The organism is Limnobaculum eriocheiris (assembly GCF_021010575.1).
In the GTDB taxonomy this organism is placed as follows: domain Bacteria; phylum Pseudomonadota; class Gammaproteobacteria; order Enterobacterales; family Enterobacteriaceae; genus Limnobaculum; species Limnobaculum eriocheiris.
The window spans coordinates 1-16,600 of record NZ_JAJNAG010000034.1; the positions used below are offsets into that span (position 1 = coordinate 1).

Sequence of the window (16,600 nt, forward strand, 5' to 3'; positions counted from 1 at the left end):
GTCTTGCGACACTCTCCGCTAATTTTAAGACGAACAGTACTCAGTACTGTTCTTAATCATCTCGCCAAAACCTACCAGAGTATGGTGTTGGTTTATTAGCGCTGATTTTGTGGGGATCCCTCAGCGCTACGGCGGGATTTTTTATGCCTTCAGAAATAGATTCATTTTGTGCAATGGATAATAAAGCGAGATTATATTGCATCAAATTATGCTTTATTACGCACTGTTTTAGTGCGGTGGAATAGACCGGCCAGCGTTATTATCTTTGACTGAATTCATTTAATCTTATTATTTATCCTCTCTATTTATTTAATTCACCGCTTTTATTTACCCTTCTTTCATGGTGAAGATATCGCTATAAACTTTGTTATTTTCTTCTGAAAAAACCATGTGTTGGATATGTTTATTAATGTATTTCACCACAGGTTTTAAGATGGCTGTGTTTTTTAATTAAGGAAAAAAGCAGAGACATATTTTTATTTTGGCATGCAATTTGCTCTTGTTTAATCGTGGACCATTTATCAGTTAACCATGATTAATCGTTAACCCTTAATCGAGGAGAGGCATATGAAACTTGTCACCGTAGTGATTAAACCCTTCAAGCTGGAAGATGTGCGCGAAGCCTTATCTTCAATAGGCATTCAGGGATTGACGGTTACTGAAGTTAAGGGGTTTGGCCGTCAGAAAGGACACGCGGAATTATATCGCGGTGCTGAATACAGCGTTAATTTTTTGCCGAAGGTGAAAATTGATATCGCGATGTCTGACGATCAGGTTGAGGGGGCAATTGCAGCAATAACTCAGTCTGCTTATACCGGCAAGATTGGTGATGGAAAGATTTTTGTTACTGAATTACAGCGGGTAGTACGTATACGCACCGGCGAAACAGACGAAGACGCTCTGTAAGTCATAAATACTCAACATGTGAGAAGGATGAATAGAGATGAAAAGATTTTTATCCGGAATAGCGATGAGTCTGCCGGTCATGTTTCCTGGTTTTGCTATGGCTGCCGAAAGCGTTGCCGATAAAGCTGATAACGGCTTTATGATGATAAGTACTGCGCTGGTTTTGTTTATGAGCATTCCCGGTATTGCGCTGTTTTATGGCGGATTACTACGCTCTAAAAATGTGCTCTCTTTGATGACTCAAGTGATAGCGACCTTTTCTTTAGTGAGTGTGCTTTGGGTTATTTATGGCTATACCCTGGCTTTTGGTGAAGGCAACGATTTCTTTGGTAACTTTAACGGATTACTGCTGAAAGATGTTCACTTAACTGATGTGACAGGTACGTTTTACAAGTTAATTCATGTTGCTTTTCAGGGATCGTTTGCCTGTATTACCGTAGGATTAATCGTTGGAGGATTCGCGGAGCGGGTTCGGTTTTCTGCGGTAATTCTTTTTGTTTTCATCTGGTTTACGCTGGCCTATTTACCAATGGCTCATATGGTATGGGGGGGCGGTTACCTGTTTAAAATGGGTGCGATCGATTTTGCCGGCGGCACCGTGGTTCATATTAACGCAGCGATTGCGGCTTTAGTGGGTGCCTATATGTTAGGAAAACGCAGTGGCTTTGGCCGTGAAGCGTTTAAACCTCATAATTTGCCAATGGTATTTATCGGTACTGCAATTCTGTATGTCGGCTGGTTTGGTTTTAACTCCGGTTCTGCCAGCAGCGCCAACGAAATTGCGGCACTGGCCTTTGTTAACACCGTAACAGCCACCGCGGGCGCAGTATTGGGATGGCTGGCGGTAGAATGGATGGTTCGCGGTAAGCCTTCTTTACTGGGTGCCTGCTCCGGTTGTATTGCCGGTCTGGTTGCCATTACGCCTGCTGCGGGTTCTGTCGGCATTGGTGGTGCACTGATTTTGGGCATTATCGCTGGTGTTGCAGGGCTATGGGGTGTAGTGGTCTTGAAATCATGGCTAAAAGTTGACGATACCTGCGATGTTTTCGGGGTGCATGGCGTATGCGGTATTGTCGGTTGTATCGGTACCGGCATCCTGACCTCGGCGGCTCTGGGCGGAACCGGCTATGCTGAAGGCGTGACCATGCTGAAGCAAGTGGGTGTTCAGGGGATAAGTGTCGTAGTTTGTCTGCTATGGTCAGGTATTGTTGCCTTTGTGGCCTATAAAATAGCAGATATCTTCCTTGGACTGCGGGTACCGGAAGAAATGGAACGCGAAGGTCTGGATGTCAACTCACATGGTGAGAGTGCATATAACCAATAATCATCTTGTTATTAAACAGAAAAAGACGGCCAGGGCCGTCTTTTTCTATAAGACTAATTGTTGGGGAGGGGCTTCCGGTCGGGCATAAAGCGAATATAAGCACTTGATATTTTACGATCGGAATACCCATTGATGCTGGTTTAACGCATCAAACAACAAAATCCATTACGCAAACAGCGAATACAGAATTGCTGAAATGGCTACCAGTCCCATCAGTACCACAAAAATATTACTCATATGACCGCGGTATTTCTGCATTGCCGGAACCTTACTGATAGCATACATCGGCATAATAAATAGAATCATGGCGATAACCGGGCCACCTAAGGTTTCAATAATACCCAGAATACTTGGGTTCAGCGTAGCAATGATCCAGCAGGTAATAATCATAAACACGGCGGTAATGCGTTCCAGCTTTTTGATTTGTACCGGCTGGCCCTTAGAGCGCAGGGATTTGATCATCAGCCCCTGCATACCTTCGCTTGCGCCAAGATAGTGTCCAAGGAATGATTTGGTAATAGCCACAAAGGCAATAACTGGTGCTACATATTCAATAAGCGGAGTATGGAAGTGGTTAGCCAGGTAAGACAGAATAGAAATATTCTGTGCTTTGGCCTCCGCCAGATTGGCCGGTGACAGGCTTAATACGCAGCTGAACACGAAGAACATAACGGTAATGACCATCATCAAGTGTGCATATCTTAAGATACGACCGCTTTTCTCATCGGCGTTTTTGCCATAAGTCTCTTTTTGGCTAACGGCAAATGAGGAGATGATTGGTGAATGGTTAAATGAAAACACCATGGTAGGGATAATTAGCCACAGGGTTAACAGCAGCGTTTTCATGCTACCTGCATCAAAACTGGTGTTAGCCTGTTCAAAAATTGCGCCGCTCCACTGAGGGATCAGATACAGCGCCAGCAACATCAGAACGGTAACAAATGGGTAAACCAGAATACTCATAGCTTTAACCACCATATCACGACCAAAGTGAACGATGGTCATCAGGCCAAGGATCAGCACGATCGACAGTAACCAGCGAGGTGGCGCAGTCATACCCATCTGAACTTCAATAAAACTGATAGTGGTGTTGGTGATACCTACGCTGTAAATCAATAAAATAGGGTAGATAGCAAAGAAATAGAGCAGAGTAATTAATGCCCCGGCAAATTTGCCAAAATGTTCTTCTACCACTTCGGTAATGTCACCACCCCGAGATGAACCAGACAGAACAAAACGAGTTAAAGCACGATGAGAGAAATAGGTCATTGGAAAGGCGATAATCAACATGATCATCAAAGGCCATATACCACCCAGACCCGCGTTGATAGGCAGGAAAAGAACCCCTGCGCCGATTGCAGTGCCGTATAAACCCAACATCCACGTTGTATCTTGTTTTTGCCATTTAGATGTTTGAATACCCGTGTCCGTATCAGGTATCGATACTGAGATGTCTTTAACCGACATTTATAACCCTCATATGAGTAAAAAGTAGAATATTAAAAACCGCGCGTATTCTAGGGGCAGTTATTACAGGAGGATATGTGTTGGATCACACAATTAGCACTTAAATCGCCCTGAGAGGCTGGATGGTAGTGCATTAGTTTATAATTTAAGCAATCGGCATTGTAAAATTTTTTGCTGGTAAATTAATCAAAAAATAACGACCTGAATTCAGACCGTTATTTTCCAGTGACTTATCAGAATAAATAACTGAAATTAACTGTTATGAAAGCGCATTACACCTTCCTGACTGGTAGATGCAACCAACAGGCCACTGCGGGTAAAAAATTGACCGCGTACAAAACCCCTGGTGCCTGATGCGGAAGGGCTTTCTACCGAGTACAGTAGCCATTCATCCATACGGAAAGTACGGTGGAACCAGATAGAATGGTCAATGGTAGCCACCTGCATACCGGGTTGCAGTAAAGCTACGCCATGAGGCTGAAGCGCGGTGGGCAGAAAGTTAAAGTCAGAGGCATAGCCCAACAGATATTTATGGATTCCCGGATCGTCTGGCATGGTGCCATTAGCCCGTAGCCAAACGTGACGAATCGGTTTATCGATCTCTGCTTTTAGCAGATTGTGATATTTAACCGGTCGCATTTCGATAGGCATTTCATTACAGAAAACGCTTTTCATCGGCTCGGACAGCAGATGAGCAAACTTTCTGGCGATATCGGTTTCTGAAACCAGCGATTCCGGTGGCGGAACATCGGGCATTATAGCAGCCTGATGGTCAAAGCCCTCTTCATAGCTTTGGTATGAGGCGGTCATATAGAAGATCGTATGGTCGTTCTGTATGGCGCTGACTCTTCGGGTACTAAAGCTATTGCCATCGCGAATAACTTCCACTTCATAGTCAACAGGCTGATGGCTATCACCGGGGCGTAAAAAGTAGCTGTGACAGGAGTGCACTTTACGCTCTGGTAATACGGTTTGTTTAGCGGCAGAAAGTGCCTGACCAACAACCTGCCCACCAAATAGTTGCTTTAATCCAAGATTCTGGCTCTGTCCGCGAAACCGATGCGCATCAATTTTTTCCAGATGAAGTAGCGTTAACAGATTTTGTAAAACATCGCTCATTGCGGGGAAGTCCTGTCTGATGGCCATGTGGCCTTGATTTGTATAAATAATATGATGGTCTGATGGATCTATTTTAGTTGGGAATGCCTTGAAAAGGGAGATTTAATCAGCGAAACATAAACTCAGATTATAATGGTGAAATTAATCATTAACTCCAGTGTTTGGCTGGTGTTTATTAAAATAGTTAGATAATTAAACTGATTTTTTTGATGATTTTGAGTTAAAATTATATTTGATATTGGCAATATTCAGGAGGTAAACATGAGTTTTTTAAAAATATTGAGTAGTGCGGCTTTGACCGTAGCATTGGTTGGCTGTAGCAGTACTGCTACACAAAATGAGAAGGATAACGCTATTAATAGTGCGACCACCGTTAGCGGTAGTGTGATCTACCGTGACAGAATGGCTTTACCTGAGAAAGCGACAATTACCGTTACGCTGGCGGATGTATCGCGAGCTGATGCACCTGCAAAAATCTTGTCGACGGTGACTATTCCGTCCGAAGGTAAGCAGGTTCCTTTTATGTTTAACCTGCCGTATAACAATCAGCAGTTAGCCGGGGTACAGCGGGTTTCCCTGTCTGCCACCATCTCAGTTGATGGCAAATTGTTATATACCACCACCTCAATGAATGAGGTTCTTACCAATGGACAGCCTGCCCATGCGGATCTGATTCTGGATCGCGTTCAGCATTAATTGCTCTGTCTGTTGACGGCTGGCACTACTCAATACTGAAGCTTTTTTTAGCATTATGGCGGTGTCAGCCAACCATAGATCTTAAAATTGATTCTGTCTGAACGAGTAAAAAGAACGCCATCAGCCAGCAGCGCCTGTTTCTGGCGAATATAATCCGGCCCGGTTAATGATATCTTGCCCTGAGAATTGACCACCCGAAACCAGGGCAGCGTACTTCCTTCCGGTAAACGACTTAAGATGATCCCTACATGACGCGCAGCGCCAGCCGCTCCGGCTAAACGTGCAACAGCGCCATAGGTCGTTACTTTTCCCGGGGGAATTGAAGCAACAACGGTGTAAATTCGGGTGGGGAGCGATGGTTCATCGTTTTCCATCCGCAGGGTTCCTTCTTGGGTTGATGTGACAGATTTACTGGCTGAAGTACAGGCTGCTAATTCTGCCATAAATTGGTGAGTTGAGTAAGAAAACATCGCTTAGTGTCAGGAGCCTTGCAATTGAACGGCCCATCCCTGATAATGCCTGCGCTTTATGAGAATGAAGCCATCAATGGGGGCTCTGTTGGTTCTCCCGCAACGCTAACTTGTGAACTCGGTCAGGTCCGGAAGGAAGCAGCCGCAGCAAGCGTCGTGTGTGCCGGGATGTAGCTGGCAGGGCCCCCACCCAATTTTAGGGAACCCCTTAATTTCTTAAGAAAAATTCAAGAAATCTTCACCATAATTGCTCAAGTGATACAATTTTTGTGTATCACCATAGGGCAGAATTATGTCTCTTATGCTTTCCCGTCATGGAATCTGGTACTACAGAAAAGTAAATATTTTACCTTGCGGTAAACGTAGAGAATTTAGGCGTTCTTTAAGAACCCGTTCTAAACGTGAAGTAATCCTTCGGCTAAAAAAATTTAGTGATAATGTAAGCACACCCGTTTTAGTACCACGTACTTTTTAAGATTTCTGGTTTTTTAGTCATCCGCCGGTATTTTTCCGGTGTCAGGTTATTCAGGGATTCAGCAGCTTGCAGTTTTACCCTTATCAACGCTTAATGATTGTTTATTCTGGATATACCCGTTAAGCAATAATTACTCTGTGGATATTTCAATTTGTGGGGTGTAGGTAATAACCCGATCTTTTCCGGTTGTTTTGGCATGATACAGCGCTTTATCTGCACGATTAATGGCATGATTAATGCTGGAACGGTCAGAGAGCTCTGTCGAGTCAATGCTGATAGTAAAGTAGATTTTTTCTTTCTCAGATTCCGTTGAAATAACAGAGAGATAGCGAGCTTTCTTACATAGCCTGTCGAGGGTTTTTTGTGCCTGCTGGTTATCACAATCATACAGCAGGATAGCAAACTCCTCTCCACCATAACGGCAAAACAGATCTTCTTTTCTGAAAAAGGTTTTCAGCAGGCGGGAGAATTTGATTAATACTTCATCACCACAACTATGGCCGAAGCGGTCGTTAATATGTTTAAAGTTATCAATATCTATCAGCGCCAGTGATGCTCCGTACTGCTGGTCCGCCGGTAAATAACGAATAGCATCCAGAAATGCACGTCGGTTAGATATACCGGTCAGATAATCGGTGGTGGCACTTAGTTGAAGCTTACGAATTAGTTCCTTATTACGGTTCTCCAGACGGTATTTCTCTATCTGAATTTTTTTCAGTTTAATCAGCGACTGAATAATGGATTCCAGTTCGAAACTGAAACGGCTTTGGTTTTCATTAAAGTTAATATTCAGATCATTATTGGAGAGCTGGGTAACGGCTTTCTGAACCAGGGTAAATGCGCCACTAAGTTTATAGATCATGACTGAAATAGGCAGGATGGCGAACAGAAAGAAGATCGCCAGAAAACACACCATGCTATAGATTTTGATTCTGGACAGGTAAATTTGGCTAGCTGAAATATCGGTAGCTTCACTCAATAGCATTTGGTTTAAGCTTGAAAGATGGTATTTTGCCTGAAAGTAAGAGTGATTAACCCGTTGTAATCCAACATCATTGATAATACTGCTATCAAAATTATTGTAAATGAGATGCTTTATTTTAATGGTGTCGTGACTGAAAATTTCGTTAACTAAAGTATCAATTTCTTCACTTTGATTGCTGTGCTTAAGGTAATTCTTTTGTATTGAAATTAGCCGGTTTTCTGTTTCATCAATGGCCCCCAACAGCTTGATAGCCTTAATCGCCGATGATTCATCCATGTTGTGGGAGATGTCAATATCAATGAGCTGATCGATAAGTTCAGTAAAAAAACTATATAACTGAGTGGTTAATCTGACGCCTTCAATAGCAATCATAAATTCGGCGGAATGGTTTTGAATCTGAATAATCTGATATTCAATAATCGATTCCAGCCGGTTAAATGAGTAAGCGCTGGAAAAGCGTTTATCTTTTCGAATCTCTTCTGATAATCGTTTAACTTCTAAAGCGGTATATTTGTCATACGGAAATTCATCTGTTTTAGGCTCCTGTCCCGTAAAGGCGATCAGATTATTTATTGCACTATCAACGGGATGATAGTTTATTGGTCCGGCAAGCAGATAAAAATTGGCCATCTTTGAGACCTGATGCTCATCGAAAATACGTTCACCGGCGATCAGTAACAACTGGAGATATTTAATTTTATTTTGTTCTTTGATGTTACCGCGGAGGTCGGATAAATCACTACTAATGGTAGAGACCGAAAGGATACTCAGTGAGGTAATAATGAATAAGATAATAAGAATAAAGAAATTTCTAATTTTCATCATTAAGGTTCCATATAAAACTCACAACCTCAATGTCATGGTAATTAGTAGCCCCCATTTTAGCACAGTTTAAAGGCCAATCAATTTGTCTTTACCGTATTAATGTTACTGAATTACCACCAGATAAAAGCATAATTGTGGTTTTTCGATAATACTTTACCGGTAGCCGGGATTGTTATTGCCGGTTACAGGATAAATCCATGTTATGGTTAATCTGAAAAATGATCGTGTTACGAACTACCGATAATCAGACCGGTGGCGAAAACCAGCAATCCTCCTACTACCACCTGAAACGCAGCCTGAAGAAATGGCGTATCCATGTAGCGGTTACGGATCCAGGATATGGCTGCCAGTTCAAATATAACCACCACGCCGGAAACGGCCATTGCTGTCCAGAAATCGCTGATAAGAAAGGGGAGGGTATGCCCCAACCCACCCAAGGTTGTCATGACTCCACAGGAGGCACCCCGTAACCACGGGTTTCCCCGTCCGGTTAATGAACCATTGTCTGAAACTGCTTCGGCAAATGCCATAGAGATACCGGCACCAACGGAGGCAGCCAGGCCCACCAGAAAGGCTTGCCAGCTGTCTTTCGTGGCCAGCGCTGCCGCAAAGACCGGAGCTAAGGTAGAAACGGAGCCATCCATTAAACCAGCCAGAGAGGGTTGAACAATCTGAAGTACAAACAGGCGATGAGCAGACTTATTCTCTTTCTCCTGCACTTGCGGATTAATAAACTGCTTTTCCAACTGTTCTGCCCGTCGCTGGTGGCGGTGCTCTTCTGCGGCAAGGTCACCTAACAGCTGACGCACTGCGGCATCGGTTGTTCTGCGGGCGGCCTGATAGTAGAAATTCTGGGTTTCTATCTCCATCACTTCCGACTGTTTTCGAACTTTATCGATACTGAGAGGACGACTAAGCCAGATAGGTTTGCGTTCAACAAAACCTTTAACGTCTTGCCGGCGAATTAATGGGATGTGATTACCAAACTTCTCCTGATACAGCTTAATCAGCCGATGACGATGCCGATCTTCTTCCCGGGACATCAGATCAAAAATTTTTGCTGAATCAGGATAAGTTTCCCGTAATCCTTCTGCAAATTCGTTATATATCTTGTTGTCTTCTTCTTCTAACGAGATGGCGAGAGCCAGAATTTCCTTTTCTGAAAGCTCGGAGAAATTTTTCATGATGCCTCCGGAAATCTACTTTATGCATTGCTACGATATTAATCCCTTATTGGTTATATGTAAAAAAACAGGGGCCGCAATTGCGGCCCCTGAGGAGAAGTTAATTTAATCTTAACTTAGGATTTATGTTCAACTGCATGGGAATGCTCAATATCTTCACCGCGCTTACTAAAGCGGCGACGCACCACCACAAAGAACACAGGTACGAAGAAGATAGCCAATATAGTCGCACTGACCATACCGCCCAGAACCCCGGTACCTACCGCGTTTTGGGAGCCGGAGCCTGCGCCGGTACTGATAGCCAGCGGCAGTACACCAAGCATAAAGGCCAGGGAGGTCATCAGAATTGGACGTAAACGCATACGTACCGCATCCAGCGTTGCTTCAATAAGGCCCTTATTTTCTTTGTCCATCAGGTCTTTGGCGAACTCTACAATCAGTATGGCGTTTTTCGCCGAGAGCCCCACGGTGGTTAACAAGCCTACAATAAAGTAAACATCGTTTTCCATACCGCGCAGGGTAGTAGCTACCAGTGCACCAACAACCCCAAGTGGAACAACCAGCATAACTGAGAATGGAATTGACCAGCTCTCATACAGCGCAGCCAGACACAGGAATACCACAATCAGTGAAATGGCATACAGTGATGGGGCCTGATTACCTGACAAACGTTCCTGATAGGACATGCCGGTCCAGTCATAACCAATACCTACCGGTAACTGAGACGCCAGATCTTCCATCAGTTTCATGGCATCACCACTACTCTTGCCCGGCGCTGCTTCACCCAAAATTTCCATTGAAGGTAAACCGTTATAACGCTCCAGACGAGGGGAACCATATTGCCATTGTGCGCTGGAGAAGGCAGAAAGTGGAACCATCTGACCATTTGTACCACGCACAAACCAGTTATCAATATCCTTTGGCACCATACGGAATGGTGCTGAAGCCTGAACATAAACTTTCTTCACACGACCACGGTCGATAAAGTCGTTTACGTAAGAGCCACCCAAGGCGGTTGATAGCGTCTGGTTGATATCGCTAATAGATACGCCTAATGCCTGCGCTTTTTCCTGATCGATAGTCAGCTTAAACTGAGGTGTATCTTCCAGTCCGTTTGGACGAACACCAACTAACATATCCGGATGTTTAGCTATCATGCCTAACAGCTGGTTACGTGCTTCAGTTAATTTTTCATGGCCTAAACCAGCCTGGTCAATTAACTGGAAGTCAAAGCCAGACGCGGTACCCAATTCGACGATAGCCGGAAGGTTAAAGGCAAATACCATACCGTCTTTAATCTTAGAGAATGCTTTGGAGGCCCGACTTACAATGGCGGACACTTTATTGTCTGCGCCTGGGCGATCATCCCATTCTTTCAGTTTAATAAATGCCAGACCGGTATTTTGGCCCTGCCCGCTGAAGCCGAAACCACCAACGGTAAAGACTGAAACAACGTTGTCTTTTTCTTTGGTAATAAAATAGTCGCTCACCTCGTCCAGAACTTTTTGAGTTCTTTCCTGAGTTGCACCCTGAGGCATTTGAACGGCCGCCAGGAATACACCCTGATCTTCTTCCGGTAAGAATGAAGAAGGGAGGCGAATAAACAGCAATGCCATGCCAACAACCAGAACCAGATAGATCAGAATATAGCGACCGGTACTACCCAGAATGTTAGAGACACTATTGGTATAGTGATGGGTGTTCTTCTCAAACAGATTGTTGAACCAACCGAAGAACCCGGTAGTAGCGCCATGACTACCTTTGGCTACCGGCTTCAGAATAGTGGCACACAGCGCAGGTGTCAGAATCAGCGCGACCAATACTGACAGCACCATCGCCGAAACAATAGTAATAGAGAATTGACGGTAAATCGCACCAGTAGAGCCACCGAAGAAGGCCATTGGTACGAATACTGCCGACAGTACCAAAGCAATACCGACTAACGCACCCTGAATCTGCCCCATGGATTTCCGCGTGGCTTCTTTTGGTGGCAGACCTTCTTCCACCATGATCCGTTCAACGTTTTCTACTACCACGATGGCGTCATCAACCAACAGGCCGATGGCGAGCACCATGGCGAACATCGTCAGGGTGTTTATTGAGTAGCCAAAGGCGGATAACACCGCAAAGGTTCCTAATAACACCACCGGTACCGCCATGGTAGGGATCAGCGTGGCGCGCAGGTTTTGCAGGAACAGATACATGACGATAAATACCAGCAGAATAGCTTCTACCAGCGTTTTAATTACTTCGTTTATAGAGATTTTAACGAAAGGCGTCGTATCGTATGGGTAAACGATTTTCAGGCCAGAAGGAAAGTATTTTTCCAATGCACTTAACTCGGCTTTAACCGCAGCGGCGGTATCCAGAGCGTTAGCACCGGTAGCCAGTTTAATACCCAGACCGGAAGCTGGCTTGCCATCGAAACGTGCAACGACGTTATAACTTTCACCGCCTAACTCAATTGTTGCCACATCCTTCAGACGAACCTGTGAACCATCGGTATTAATCTTTAACAGAATCTGACCGAACTGTTCCGGGGTTTGTAAACGCGTCTGCACAATAATCGATGAGTTCAGCTGCTGGCCTTTTACCGGTGGTGTACCACCTAACTGGCCTGCGGCAATCTGGTTGTTCTGAACTTTAATCGCATTATTAACGTCAATAGGGGTTAACGAGTAGTTATTCAGCTTATTGGGGTCTAACCAAACGCGCATGGCGTATTGCGAACCAAACAGCTGGATGTCTCCAACACCGCCAGTACGGCTGATAGGATCTTTGACGTTAGAACCGACGTAGTCTGCAATATCTTCCTGGCTCATTGAACCATCTTCAGAGATAAAACCGGCAACCATTAAGAAGCTACTGGTAGCCTTTTTAACGCTGATCCCCATTTGCTGTACTTCTTGCGGTAGTAAGGGGGTTGCCAGTTGCAGTTTGTTCTGTACCTGTACCTGAGCAATATCTGGATCTGCTTTAGAGTCAAATGTTAGGGTGATAGAGGCGTTACCGGCCGAATCACTGGTGGATGACATATACATCAGGTTATCGATACCGTTCATGTTCTGCTCGATAACCTGAGTGACAGAGTCCTGTACGGTTTTCGCATCTGCACCCGGGTAAGAGGCGGAGATAGAAACCGCCGGTGGTGCAATAGAGGGATATTGCGATACCGGTAATTGGACTAATGCCAGAGTCCCCGCCAACATAATAATTATGGCGATTACCCAAGCAAAGATAGGGCGATCAATAAAAAATTTAGCCATCTGCTACACTCAATCTCGTTTATGATTTCGCTGCTGGTGCGTTTGATGCGGCATCTTTCGATTTTTCTGCATACTCTTTAGCATTAACAGACGCGCCCGGTTTGATCTTTTGTAGGCCCGTTACAATCACACGATCGCCAGGTTCAAGGCCTTGAGTAACCAGCCAGTCACTACCAATAGCCTGACCGGTAGTAATGGTGCGTGATTCAACTTTTTCTTCTTTATTGATGACCAGTGTCGTTGCTTCACCACGTTGGTTACGCGTGATCCCCGGTTGAGGAACCAGCATCGCATTAGGTTTTACCCCTTCATCAATACGAGCACGAACAAACATACCCGGAAGTAGCTGATTGTTCGGATTCGGGAAAACGGCGCGCATGGTAATAGAGCCGGTGGTTTCATCTACGGTGACGTCTTCAAACTCTAAGGTTCCTTTTTCCTGATAGACGCTGCCGTTATCAAAAACCAGACTTACCGTGGCTTTGCTTTCCTTCTTCAGTGAGCCATCAGCCAGTTCCTGCTTCATACGCAAGAAATCATTACTGGATTGAGTGACATCAACATAGATAGGATCAAGCTGCTGTACGGTTGCCAGCGCAGTAGTCTGATTCGCATTCACCAGAGCACCTTCAGTAACGTTGGATTTACCAATCAATCCGCTGATAGGGGACATTACCTTGGTGTATTCAAGCTTAATACGGGCCGTTTCTACGGCGGCTTTGGCCGCCTGAACACCGGCTTCACCCTGACGGGCATTCGCTACGGCAGTATCGTAATCCTGACGGCTGACGAAGTTGTTTTTCAACAGTGGCTTATAACGTTTTACCGTTAAATTCATCAGAGTTGCGTTAGCTTCGGCTTTAGCCAGATCGGCAACGGCGCTGTTATAAGCCGCCTGATAGGTTGCCGGATCGATTTGATAAAGAGAGTCACTCTCTTTGATCATGCTACCTTCAGTAAATTGACGTTTAAGTATAATTCCGCTTACCTGAGGACGAACTTCTGCAATACGGAAAGCAGATGTGCGGCCCGGAAGCTCAGTAGTGATATTGATTGGTTGTGTTTTTACCTTTACAAATTCAACTTCTGGAGCTGCGTGTTGGGCACCTGCATTGGATTTATTATCGCACCCTACGAGTACTAAACTACTTGAAAGCATTAGCACTGCTGCCAGAGGCATAACCCCTCTGTTTCTACTCATAGATCAACCTCAACTCAATATTTCAATATCAGTTACCGTTAATAGTTAAACTCAGGTAACCCTACGGTTATTTTCAATAAATTTAGCGTGCTATAATACAAACATTCATATGTGTATGTAAGTAATTACACGGCACACCGCACATAAAGCATAAAAATTATGGGCCGCAAAACTAAGCAACAATCCCTGGAAACCCGTCAGCATATTTTTGATGCCGCCATGCAAGAATTTGCCCGACGGGGAGTGTCCAGTATATCACTGAATGATATAGCTCAGGCGGCAGGAGTGACGCGGGGAGCTATTTACTGGCATTTCAAAAATAAGGTCGATATATTCAATGCAATGTGGACTCAAGTAGAGTCTAGCATTGATGACGTAGTGCTGCGATACAGAAATGAATTTCCCTCTGAACCGCTTTTAGCGTTACGCCAAACGCTAATTTTTGTTCTTCAGGCGACGGTTAACGACTTTCGCCGAAAAACTTTACTGGGTATATTATTTCATAAGTGTAAGTTTGTCGGAGAATTGCTCTCATTACAACAAATTCATCAATCTTTATACCTTGAAAATCATGAAAGAATTGAGAAAGATTTATTGCTGTGTGTTCAGTATAAGCAACTGGGCGCGCAATTGGATATCAACCTTGCAGCTATCACGCTACGGGCATATATTTGTGGTTTGATTGAAAACTGGCTTTTTATGCCGGAATCTTACTCGTTAGAACAAGAAGCTCCGCGGTTAGTTGATGCTTTTATTGATATAATGAAATATAGCCCCTCGTTAAGAAACGCATGTTTTTAGCCTCAGAGCGAGATTATCCCATCACAGGAAATAACAGATGCAACGTATTTTGGTTATTGCTAATGGCGCACCCTATGGCAGCGAAATTCTATTTAATGCTTTACGCCTGTCTATCGCGATTCGCGAACAGTCACCGGATTGTGAATTAAAACTATTCCTGATGTCAGATGCGGTAAGTGCCGGTATTCGCGGGCATAAGCCTCATGAAGGCTATAACCTTCAGCAAATGCTGGAGATCCTGACGGCCCAAAATGTTGAAGTGAAATTATGCAAAACCTGTACGGATGGTCGTGGTATTAGCTCGTTACCGCTGATTGAGGGTGTGGAAATTGGTACCTTAGTTGAGCTGGCCCAGTGGACGTTGGCTGCGGACAAAGTGTTGACTTTCTGATGAGTGATGCCATTTATCTGATTGGGTCCAGTCAATGACCCATCCCCGTTCTGCTTTTCGCTCATCACCAACGGTATTGATGGTCTTACTGTTGATGCTGGCGGGCATTTTGCCGCCGTTAAGCCAGATACTGGCTTATCTCTGCCTGTTGTTAATGGATTCCAGTGCCTGGTTTAGTCGCGATTTGGTATTGAGTGAGGGGATTACCCTCAGCAGGTCAGGATTGCTTCAGATAACACGCTGGTTTTGTCTGGCGGTTTTTTGTCTGGGACTATTGGCTATGGGGCATGCCTACGGTCGCTATGCGCGTTTACCCCGACAGCAGCTATGGCGCTATATTCCTTTTTTGCTTTTTATTCTCTATGCGCATGTGGTTTGCATGCTAGTGTTATCAGCAGGGGGTGAACCGATTCTCGGCTATCACCCCTACGATTTTGCATTACTGGTCTGCTTTCCCTTCCATTGGATAGCCTCTTACCTGAAAGAACCCCAATGGTTGCCATTGTTAGTTATGTTAACCTATACCCTGTTTAGTGCAGGCGTATTTACGGCACGTCAGCAGTATAAATAATACAGGTAACCTCAGTCCTTCTCTGACTCTTGCTGTAATTTACGTAGAAAATCCTGTTCAACAATTTTTAGTGCAGCCAGTACGGTTTTGGCATCGATCTGATTGCTCTCCAGCAGATAAATCAGATCGACAGCCAGTTTAACCTCTTCAGGAGCTTGTTCCAGCGACATTGGTAAACGCCTCGGGTATGAGTTAGCAATGCCACTATTGTAGCGGCTTTTTCTACGGTCGGTTATTCCTGATAGCGATAGCCAGCACCATGGATGGTTTTAATCAGTACCGGAGCAATAGGATCGAGTTCAATCAGCTTACGCAGTTTGGAGATATGCTGATCCAGCGTGCGGCTATTAGGCAAATGGTCATATCCCCAGGCGCAGTCAAACAGCATATCGCGAGTGACAACCTGGTTTTTGTGCTGTATCAGGCACATCAGAATTTTGATTTCTCGTAACGATAGCTCAATGACCTGCTGCCCGCGTTTGGCGCACAGCTCCGTTGGAGATACCAGCAGATCGCCAAATTGAAAACTCTGATTCGGCGAGTTTTGCCTGGCTTTCAGGCAGCGACGGGCGATGGTTTTAATTCTGGCTCGGACTTCATGAATACCAAATGGCTTATTAATATAGTCATCGGCGCCCAGTTCAAGACCTAATACCTTATCAATCTCCTCTCCCTTAGCGGAAAGAAAAACCACCGGGGTATGTTCATCGTGCTTTCTTATCTCTTTACATACCGAGTAGCCATCCAGCTCCGGCATCATAATATCCAGAATAATAAAGTCCGGTTGTTGTTGCTGATACTGAGTTAAGGCGACTTTACCGTTTTCTGCGGTAATAATGCTGTAGCCTTCGCGGGAGAGCATATCGCTCAATCCATTGCGAATATGAACATCATCTTCAGCAATTAAAATTTTCATAAT

Annotated in this window: 15 protein-coding genes and 1 other RNA gene; 7 read left to right on the forward strand and 9 right to left on the reverse strand. The window is 44.6% G+C overall.

Translation table 11 applies throughout. The features are described 5' to 3' along the window. The first annotated feature begins 567 nt into the window (after positions 1-567). Positions 568-906, forward strand: coding sequence for a P-II family nitrogen regulator (glnK, locus tag LPW36_RS13060; RefSeq protein WP_130591921.1), 339 nt, complete (start codon positions 568-570; stop codon positions 904-906). A 37-nt stretch (positions 907-943) separates the two neighbouring features. Further along, a complete protein-coding gene (gene amtB, locus LPW36_RS13065; RefSeq protein ID WP_230610289.1) occupies positions 944-2,230 on the forward strand; it encodes an ammonium transporter AmtB in 1,287 nt (428 codons plus the stop codon). A 165-nt stretch (positions 2,231-2,395) separates the two neighbouring features. On the opposite strand, the gene LPW36_RS13070 is transcribed toward amtB, so the two are convergent. Next, entirely contained in the window at positions 2,396-3,697 is a 1,302-nt protein-coding gene (locus LPW36_RS13070) for a serine/threonine transporter (RefSeq protein WP_230610291.1), read from the reverse strand. A gap of 252 nt (positions 3,698-3,949) precedes the next feature. After that, positions 3,950-4,816 carry an acyl-CoA thioesterase II gene (tesB, locus tag LPW36_RS13075; protein ID WP_230610293.1) on the reverse strand — a complete coding sequence of 289 codons (867 nt, stop codon included), beginning with the start codon at positions 4,814-4,816 and terminating at the stop codon, positions 3,950-3,952. A gap of 261 nt (positions 4,817-5,077) precedes the next feature. On the opposite strand from tesB, the gene LPW36_RS13080 reads away from it, so the two are divergent. Next, complete coding sequence (locus tag LPW36_RS13080; RefSeq protein WP_230610294.1) at positions 5,078-5,512, forward strand: YbaY family lipoprotein; 435 nt, start codon at positions 5,078-5,080, stop codon at positions 5,510-5,512. 53 nt (positions 5,513-5,565) lie between these two features. Here LPW36_RS13080 and LPW36_RS13085 read toward each other — a convergent pair whose 3' ends face one another. Continuing rightward, positions 5,566-5,886, reverse strand: a complete 321-nt coding sequence (locus LPW36_RS13085; protein WP_230610341.1) for an MGMT family protein — start codon at positions 5,884-5,886, stop codon at positions 5,566-5,568. Positions 5,887-6,068: 182 nt separating this feature from the next. Here LPW36_RS13085 and ffs point away from each other — a divergent pair. Beyond that, positions 6,069-6,165: signal recognition particle sRNA small type (ffs, locus tag LPW36_RS13090), an RNA gene on the forward strand. A 422-nt stretch (positions 6,166-6,587) separates the two neighbouring features. Here the strand turns inward: ffs and LPW36_RS13095 are convergent. The 4 genes from LPW36_RS13095 to LPW36_RS13110 all read right to left on the reverse strand — a co-directional run bounded on the left by LPW36_RS13095 (position 6,588) and on the right by LPW36_RS13110 (position 13,918). Further along, positions 6,588-8,267, reverse strand: coding sequence for a GGDEF domain-containing protein (locus tag LPW36_RS13095; protein ID WP_230610295.1), 1,680 nt, complete (start codon positions 8,265-8,267; stop codon positions 6,588-6,590). Positions 8,268-8,494: 227 nt separating this feature from the next. Then, positions 8,495-9,451, reverse strand: a complete 957-nt coding sequence (gene mbfA, locus LPW36_RS13100; protein WP_230610296.1) for an iron exporter MbfA — start codon at positions 9,449-9,451, stop codon at positions 8,495-8,497. A gap of 116 nt (positions 9,452-9,567) precedes the next feature. Continuing rightward, complete coding sequence (locus tag LPW36_RS13105; protein WP_230610298.1) at positions 9,568-12,717, reverse strand: efflux RND transporter permease subunit; 3,150 nt, start codon at positions 12,715-12,717, stop codon at positions 9,568-9,570. Between the two features lie 19 nt (positions 12,718-12,736). Next, entirely contained in the window at positions 12,737-13,918 is a 1,182-nt protein-coding gene (locus tag LPW36_RS13110; protein WP_230610300.1) for an efflux RND transporter periplasmic adaptor subunit, read from the reverse strand. A gap of 159 nt (positions 13,919-14,077) precedes the next feature. Between LPW36_RS13110 and acrR the strand changes: the two genes are divergently transcribed. Genes acrR through LPW36_RS13125 form a run of 3 tightly spaced genes read left to right on the forward strand, consistent with a single transcriptional unit; the run spans position 14,078 to position 15,681 of the window. Further along, the gene (gene acrR / locus LPW36_RS13115) at positions 14,078-14,719 is read left to right on the forward strand and encodes a multidrug efflux transporter transcriptional repressor AcrR (protein WP_230610302.1); all 642 of its coding nucleotides are present in this window, start codon (positions 14,078-14,080) and stop codon (positions 14,717-14,719) included. Positions 14,720-14,756: 37 nt separating this feature from the next. Beyond that, the gene (locus LPW36_RS13120; protein WP_230610303.1) at positions 14,757-15,110 is read left to right on the forward strand and encodes a DsrE/DsrF/TusD sulfur relay family protein; all 354 of its coding nucleotides are present in this window, start codon (positions 14,757-14,759) and stop codon (positions 15,108-15,110) included. A gap of 34 nt (positions 15,111-15,144) precedes the next feature. Beyond that, positions 15,145-15,681 carry a hypothetical protein gene (locus LPW36_RS13125; protein WP_230610304.1) on the forward strand — a complete coding sequence of 179 codons (537 nt, stop codon included), beginning with the start codon at positions 15,145-15,147 and terminating at the stop codon, positions 15,679-15,681. A gap of 11 nt (positions 15,682-15,692) precedes the next feature. Here LPW36_RS13125 and rsmS read toward each other — a convergent pair whose 3' ends face one another. Both rsmS and LPW36_RS13135 read right to left on the reverse strand, forming a co-directional pair. Then, positions 15,693-15,851, reverse strand: a complete 159-nt coding sequence (gene rsmS / locus LPW36_RS13130; RefSeq protein ID WP_230610307.1) for a pleiotropic regulatory protein RsmS — start codon at positions 15,849-15,851, stop codon at positions 15,693-15,695. Positions 15,852-15,913: 62 nt separating this feature from the next. Then, a complete protein-coding gene (locus tag LPW36_RS13135; RefSeq protein ID WP_230610309.1) occupies positions 15,914-16,597 on the reverse strand; it encodes a response regulator transcription factor in 684 nt (227 codons plus the stop codon). Between the last annotated feature and the right edge of the window lie 3 nt (positions 16,598-16,600).

Coding starts and splice junctions, on each gene's coding strand:
- tesB (WP_230610293.1), bottom strand. CDS start 4,816: ATGAGCGATGTTTTACAAAATCTGTTAACGCTACTTCATCTGGAAAAA.
- amtB (WP_230610289.1), top strand. CDS start 944: ATGAAAAGATTTTTATCCGGAATAGCGATGAGTCTGCCGGTCATGTTT.
- acrR (WP_230610302.1), top strand. CDS start 14,078: ATGGGCCGCAAAACTAAGCAACAATCCCTGGAAACCCGTCAGCATATT.
- glnK (WP_130591921.1), top strand. CDS start 568: ATGAAACTTGTCACCGTAGTGATTAAACCCTTCAAGCTGGAAGATGTG.
- LPW36_RS13085 (WP_230610341.1), bottom strand. CDS start 5,886: ATGGAAAACGATGAACCATCGCTCCCCACCCGAATTTACACCGTTGTT.
- rsmS (WP_230610307.1), bottom strand. CDS start 15,851: ATGTCGCTGGAACAAGCTCCTGAAGAGGTTAAACTGGCTGTCGATCTG.
- LPW36_RS13120 (WP_230610303.1), top strand. CDS start 14,757: ATGCAACGTATTTTGGTTATTGCTAATGGCGCACCCTATGGCAGCGAA.
- LPW36_RS13095 (WP_230610295.1), bottom strand. CDS start 8,267: ATGATGAAAATTAGAAATTTCTTTATTCTTATTATCTTATTCATTATT.
- mbfA (WP_230610296.1), bottom strand. CDS start 9,451: ATGAAAAATTTCTCCGAGCTTTCAGAAAAGGAAATTCTGGCTCTCGCC.
- LPW36_RS13105 (WP_230610298.1), bottom strand. CDS start 12,717: ATGGCTAAATTTTTTATTGATCGCCCTATCTTTGCTTGGGTAATCGCC.
- LPW36_RS13070 (WP_230610291.1), bottom strand. CDS start 3,697: ATGTCGGTTAAAGACATCTCAGTATCGATACCTGATACGGACACGGGT.
- LPW36_RS13110 (WP_230610300.1), bottom strand. CDS start 13,918: ATGAGTAGAAACAGAGGGGTTATGCCTCTGGCAGCAGTGCTAATGCTT.
- LPW36_RS13125 (WP_230610304.1), top strand. CDS start 15,145: ATGACCCATCCCCGTTCTGCTTTTCGCTCATCACCAACGGTATTGATG.
- LPW36_RS13135 (WP_230610309.1), bottom strand. CDS start 16,597: ATGAAAATTTTAATTGCTGAAGATGATGTTCATATTCGCAATGGATTG.
- LPW36_RS13080 (WP_230610294.1), top strand. CDS start 5,078: ATGAGTTTTTTAAAAATATTGAGTAGTGCGGCTTTGACCGTAGCATTG.